Source organism: Henriciella aquimarina, assembly GCF_002088975.1.
Taxonomy (GTDB): domain Bacteria; phylum Pseudomonadota; class Alphaproteobacteria; order Caulobacterales; family Hyphomonadaceae; genus Henriciella; species Henriciella aquimarina.
The window spans coordinates 1-6,201 of record NZ_NCST01000086.1; the positions used below are offsets into that span (position 1 = coordinate 1).

Sequence of the window (6,201 nt, forward strand, 5' to 3'; positions counted from 1 at the left end):
TAGCGGCGTTCATGCCGCTACCTCCCCACAGTAAGGCGGTATGAACGCCGCGGGCAAGATGGCTTGTGGCGCGGGCGGTCGGTAGCCCAGAGAAGAGTGCGGACGCGCGGTGTTGTAATGCCACCGCCAGGTCTCGATCAGGACTTTCGCCTCCCTGAGATCATAGAAGATTTCCCTCGCCAACAACTCGTCTCTGAGCTTGGAGTTGAAGCTCTCGCAGTAGCCGTTCTCCCAAGGCGAACCGGGTTCGATATAGAGCGTCTTCACGCCGATCCGGCCAAGCCACTCGCGCAGGGCCGTGGCGATGAACTCGGGGCCATTGTCGGAACGGATATGCTCCGGCGGGCCATGATGCACGAACAGTTCGCCCAGCGTGTCTAGGACATCGCGGGAGTTGAGCTTGCGTTCGACACGAATGGCGAGGCATTCGCGAGTGAACTCATCAATCACACACAGCATGCGGAACACCTTGCCGTCATGCGTGCGGTCCTGAACGAAGTCATAGGACCAGACATGGCCCTTGTGCATCGGCCTCAGCCGGATGCAGGAGCCGTCATTCAGCCAGAGACGGCCTCTCTTTGGTTGTTTCATTGGCACTTTCAGCCCTTCACGCCGCCAGATGCGATACACCCGCTTCTCGTTCACATGCCAGCCATCCCGTCTCAGCAGGGCCGTGATCCGGCGGTAGCCATACCGGCCGAACCGTTCAGCCAGGGCGATGATGGCCGCTGTCAGCACATCCTCGTCCTGGCGTGGCACACGCGGCTTGCGCTGGGTGGAACGGTGCTGGCCGATCACGCGGCAGGCCCGGCGCTCGGTTGCGCCGAGTGTCTCCACCACATGATCGACCGCCTCGCGCTTGCGTGAAGGGCTCAGAACTTTCCCTTGATGACTTCCTGCAGGATCTGGTTGTCGAGGGTCAGATCAGAAATGGCGCGACGCAGCCGCGCATTCTCCTTCTCGATCTCCTTCAGCCGTTTGGCCTGGCCAACCTGCAGCCCGCCATACTCCTTGCGCCACCGATAGTATGTCTGTTCCGTCACCCCGATCGAACGCACGGCCTGACCCGTCGTCTCACCCCGCGCGAGGCGGACCTCCACCTCCCGCAGCTTCGCTATGATCTCTTCAGGCGTTGATCTCTTGCCCATGTCTCAGCTCCATATCTGAAGCCGGAACTAACTCAAATAATGGACCACTTTCGTGGGGGCAGACCACCACGACGCGCGGAGTTGATTTTAACGCCAGCTATTCACGCGACTTCGGCAGTGGCATCCTTGCCGCTACCGTGGCCGGCGACCACATCATCGACTTTTACGACAGAACCTCCGCTGATGCTCCGGAAATCGAGGCCTATGATCGCATTTTCAGGCCGGCTGCCTGGAGATTGAGGGGTAGTCTAGGATGGGATGGCCGCGAGTTTTCATTCTATTCGTTTCTGAACCACACCGCGGGTTATGAGGACGATCGAGGCGCAAATGAAGTGCGCGTGTCGTCCTGGACCACCGTGGACATCACTGCCGCCTATGAAATCGACGCGCCTGGCAAAAGCCTGCTCGATGGAACCCGGTTCGCAGTTTCAGTTCAGAATCTATTCGACAAGAATCCCCCATTTGTTTTGAGCGATAGCCTTAATGGTCCGGGGAACTCCGCCGCTGGGTACGATCCAGCGAACGCGAATCCATTCGGCCGCCTGATTTCGCTGCAATTGGTGAAGCGTTGGTAGCCGTGGGGACGCGGGAGTCCGCATCGCGATTAAGGCGGGCAAAAGTAATTTGTTCGCCACCTTAAATTACTGCGATTCGCTCATCGCGGCTTCACTTTTACTGCGCCGCGCTGACTGTGTGTACTCCAGCAATGCGAGATTGGACGACAATGCACGTCAATACGAAAGTTTTTCCGAAAAGCCGGTTCGTTTCGCTGATCGCAGTTATCATTCTCTGTGCGTTTTCTGGCGTTGCAGGCGCGAGTAATGTCGAATCAAAGCATCCGGTCACTGTAGACGACGTTCTGAGAATCGAAGCGATCGGCGCTGTCGAATTTTCGGCGGATGGCACCTGGCTCGCTTATAACCTCCTGCCTCCATATGAAGACATTTCCGATTTTTCATACTGGATGTACGCGCAGGGCCTCAGTGGTCATCAGCTTTGGATCAAGAACATGGAGCACAAGAGCCCTCCTAAGCTTCAGCCGGGGTTGGATCCGACCGCCACCAATTTCTTCTTTGGGTTCTCGCCGTCTGGCGATCACGTCGTCACGCTTGAATACAGTTTTGGAAAACTTAATTTTGTCGCGTGTAGGGTCGGCCGCAATAAATGCGCTCGGCTAGACCGAATGCCCGATTTTCGCGACCGATACATCGCCAGCGCTAGATGGAACGAACGTATCGAATGGATATCTGACCGCAAATTTGTGGTACCGACCCGAGATGACGACTTGCCGGGATCGGAGCTGCGAAATCGGGCGTATATCGGGCAATTTCTCTGGCGGTCCTGGAACAGGGCATGGCGAGGAGACGGTCCAACAGCGTCAGAAGTAGTCAGTACAGGCCGCGACCGATCTCAGGATTGGGCCGCCGGCGCCTTGACTGAATTTGATGTAGGCTCCGGTGCGTCCCGCATTATCGCTGACGGGCGATATGCCGGCGTGCGCGTATCACCGGACAGAAAGAGGGTGATTGCCGCTCAAGTGGGCGAACGATTTCGTCCGTCTGCAGATGCAAAACCGGTGCCCACGGAAACGCATCCAACATTCGATCGCCGCTATGCGCTGCGCGTCATCGACATAGAGACCGGAGCTGTAAAAGAGCTGGCGGATCCATTCGAAATTGATCCGCATTCCTTATCGTGGTCGGCCGACGGATCCCGGTTCTTGGTGTTCGGTTGGCAAAGGGACGAAGAGCCTCACGAGGGAGCCTTCTATGTCGTCGATGCCAGAACCCTCGTTCCGCACCGTCAGAAGCTAGACGGTTTTGAAATCGCCAATAGCCGGTTTGATCCGGAATATTTCATAGAGACGGGGCCGGCGAGATCGATGTTGTTGGACGAAGGACTCGTCGTTCTTGCCCGCCGCGATCAAAAGGAGCGTTTCGACTGGTTCCTGATAAGGAGCAACGGTGTCGCCCTGAACCTGTCGAACGGTCTGGAAGACGTATCGGGGTACCCTTTATATGCAGATGGAGGAAGCGTGTCGCTGCTCGCCCGACACGGCGCCTACCGGATAGATGACCAGGGACACCGCACAAAACTGAATCGGACCGATGATCTCGTTATTCGGGATATCGCCTATCAAGGCAATCCGTCGCACAGTTGGGCGAATGAATTTCGATATTCGCGCGAGATATATAGACGCTCATTTAATGAGAGCGGAACCCTCATAAGTACAAGTGAGTCGAATGCGTCAGACGTGTCGGTCGAGTTCACAAATTTCTCGTCACCGCCAGCGGTTACAGAAACTCTCGCACTGAATATACCAGGCGCCAGAGTCCTTGCGGCTTCGAGAGAGGCAAATGCTGCGCTTGTTACATCGAAAGTGGGGTCAGCCACGAAAGTGACGCTTGTTCAAAAAGGCGCGAACGATGTCCAGCTGGCGATATTGAATGAGCATCTTAATCGCGTGGCTGATCCGGATACATTGCAGATATCATACCCGCTTAGCGATCCCGAAGATTCAGCGATCACTCGCAATATGTCGACCTGTCTATTCTTACCACCAGACTTCGATCAGGCAAAAAAATACCCTCTCCTGTTCGACATATATCCCAGCGGAACGCCTGGAGAATGTAGCACACTTGGTGATGCGGCACTCATCTACCAGCAAAGCGATCTATGGGCCGCTAGAGGTTTCATTTATGTTCGTCCGGCGATTCCGCTCGACTACGCGAGGACACCCGCCGGTCCGATTGCCGGGATGGATGAAGTAGTAGAACAGACGCTCGACGCTATCACCGAATTGGTACCAATTGACACGGATCGTGTTGTGCTTTTCGGTCTCAGCCAGGGAGGGGTTTCGTCCCTGTACGTTTCAACACAATCTGATCGGTTTGCAGCGGTCATTTCCATGAATGGATGGGCAGACTTCTTCAGCCACTATTTCGGGGCGAGAGGATTGCTTCGCTATTTTCATCTCGATCAAAATGGCGGAGACAATCGCTGGCGATATGAATGTCTGCTAGCTGGCGCCGTAAATGTCTGTCCGTTTGGGTTTGGCACTACCGCGTTGGAGGCGTCAGCTCTTTATTCCGAAAGCAGTCCCGTTGCTCTGGCTAGAGGTATTACTGCTCCCGTCATGCTGGTCCATTCGGATCTCGATTATTTCGACATAGCCCAGTACGACGAAATGTTCGGTGCTCTTTATCGCGCCGGCAAAGAAGCGCGATACGTTCGGTATTGGGGTGAGGGACATATTCCCTCGTCGCCCGCGAACATTCGGGACTTGTGGACGCGGATTGATGCATTTCTCGTAGAAACGGGAGTATTACGTGAACAAGATGAACCGCACCACTAGCTGCAACTTAACGGGACGGTGACGTTTCAATTTGTACCAGACGGTGCTCTCAGAGCCGATCTCCACGTCCTTAGCCAGGCTTCGATCGAATAATAGACGAGCGCCATACGGCCGAGTGACTGAATGCGTATCCGGTCTCCCGATAAAAACGTGTCGACATCCTCACGCCGGATTAGCCCATGTTGTACCAGTTCGCCATTTCCCAATGCATCAAGGATTTTAGGGCGATTTGAATCCAAGAAATCTATGAAATAGTGTGTCGCACCAGCCTTGGTCATTCGGTGCCTGATTGGGTCTGGGACCGCATCTTTAAATGCCAGCCGAGCGAGGCCCCGGCTAATTCCATTGACGCACAGCCGGTAGGTCGGCAGGCGCAAAGAAAGATCGATGAGAGGCTGCGAAATAAGCGGGTGAAGGAAATCACGCTCATACGAGTGATCGAAAAGCTCCCGCATTTGGATCAAGTGAAAGAGTTGGTTGACCTTGGTCTGCCCCCACGAAAGTGGTCCATTATTTGAGTTAGTTCCGGCTTCAGATATGGAGCTGAGACATGGGCAAGAGATCAACGCCTGAAGAGATCATAGCGAAGCTGCGGGAGGTGGAGGTCCGCCTCGCGCGGGGTGAGACGACGGGTCAGGCCGTGCGTTCGATCGGGGTGACGGAACAGACATACTATCGGTGGCGCAAGGAGTATGGCGGGCTGCAGGTTGGCCAGGCCAAACGGCTGAAGGAGATCGAGAAGGAGAATGCGCGGCTGCGTCGCGCCATTTCTGATCTGACCCTCGACAACCAGATCCTGCAGGAAGTCATCAAGGGAAAGTTCTGAGCCCTTCACGCAAGCGCGAGGCGGTCGATCATGTGGTGGAGACACTCGGCGCAACCGAGCGCCGGGCCTGCCGCGTGATCGGCCAGCACCGTTCCACCCAGCGCAAGCCGCGTGTGCCACGCCAGGACGAGGATGTGCTGACAGCGGCCATCATCGCCCTGGCTGAACGGTTCGGCCGGTATGGCTACCGCCGGATCACGGCCCTGCTGAGACGGGATGGCTGGCATGTGAACGAGAAGCGGGTGTATCGCATCTGGCGGCGTGAAGGGCTGAAAGTGCCAATGAAACAACCAAAGAGAGGCCGTCTCTGGCTGAATGACGGCTCCTGCATCCGGCTGAGGCCGATGCACAAGGGCCATGTCTGGTCCTATGACTTCGTTCAGGACCGCACGCATGACGGCAAGGTGTTCCGCATGCTGTGTGTGATTGATGAGTTCACTCGCGAATGCCTCGCCATTCGTGTCGAACGCAAGCTCAACTCCCGCGATGTCCTAGACACGCTGGGCGAACTGTTCGTGCATCATGGCCCGCCGGAGCATATCCGTTCCGACAATGGCCCCGAGTTCATCGCCACGGCCCTGCGCGAGTGGCTTGGCCGGATCGGCGTGAAGACGCTCTATATCGAACCCGGTTCGCCTTGGGAGAACGGCTACTGCGAGAGCTTCAACTCCAAGCTCAGAGACGAGTTGTTGGCGAGGGAAATCTTCTATGATCTCAGGGAGGCGAAAGTCCTGATCGAGACCTGGCGGTGGCATTACAACACCGCGCGTCCGCACTCTTCTCTGGGCTACCGACCGCCCGCGCCACAAGCCATCTTGCCCGCGGCGTTCATACCGCCTTACTGTGGGGAGGTAGCGGCATGAACGCCGCTA

The 6,201-nt window shown here is 56.3% G+C and carries 5 protein-coding genes; 3 read left to right on the plus strand and 2 right to left on the minus strand.

All coding sequences use genetic code 11. From position 1 onward, the window contains the following. Positions 1-9: 9 nt before the first annotated feature. A protein-coding gene (locus tag B8784_RS14235; protein WP_143435295.1) for an IS3 family transposase occupies positions 10-1,148 on the minus strand; the annotation gives its coding sequence in 2 pieces (ribosomal slippage) (positions 10-890 and positions 890-1,148; 1,140 coding nt in all). Between B8784_RS14235 and B8784_RS14240 the strand changes: the two genes are divergently transcribed. Both B8784_RS14240 and B8784_RS14245 read left to right on the plus strand, forming a co-directional pair. Next, positions 1,133-1,723: a TonB-dependent receptor domain-containing protein gene (locus B8784_RS14240; protein WP_084398615.1), complete on the plus strand. Its 591-nt coding sequence runs from the start codon at positions 1,133-1,135 to the stop codon at positions 1,721-1,723. The two genes, B8784_RS14235 and B8784_RS14240, sit on opposite strands and share 16 nt — an antisense overlap. 149 nt (positions 1,724-1,872) lie before the next feature. Continuing rightward, positions 1,873-4,503: an alpha/beta hydrolase family protein gene (locus B8784_RS14245; protein WP_084398616.1), complete on the plus strand. Its 2,631-nt coding sequence runs from the start codon at positions 1,873-1,875 to the stop codon at positions 4,501-4,503. A 26-nt stretch (positions 4,504-4,529) separates the two neighbouring features. On the opposite strand, the gene B8784_RS22205 is transcribed toward B8784_RS14245, so the two are convergent. After that, positions 4,530-4,958 (minus strand): asparagine synthase-related protein, encoded by a 429-nt coding sequence (locus tag B8784_RS22205; RefSeq protein ID WP_143435507.1) that lies wholly within the window; start codon positions 4,956-4,958, stop codon positions 4,530-4,532. 95 nt (positions 4,959-5,053) lie between these two features. Here B8784_RS22205 and B8784_RS14250 point away from each other — a divergent pair. Then, positions 5,054-6,192 (plus strand): IS3 family transposase gene (locus B8784_RS14250; RefSeq protein WP_143435295.1). Its coding sequence is split into 2 segments (ribosomal slippage): positions 5,054-5,312 and positions 5,312-6,192, totalling 1,140 coding nucleotides; the frame shifts between segments, so codons are not numbered across the junction. Positions 6,193-6,201 lie beyond the last annotated feature (9 nt).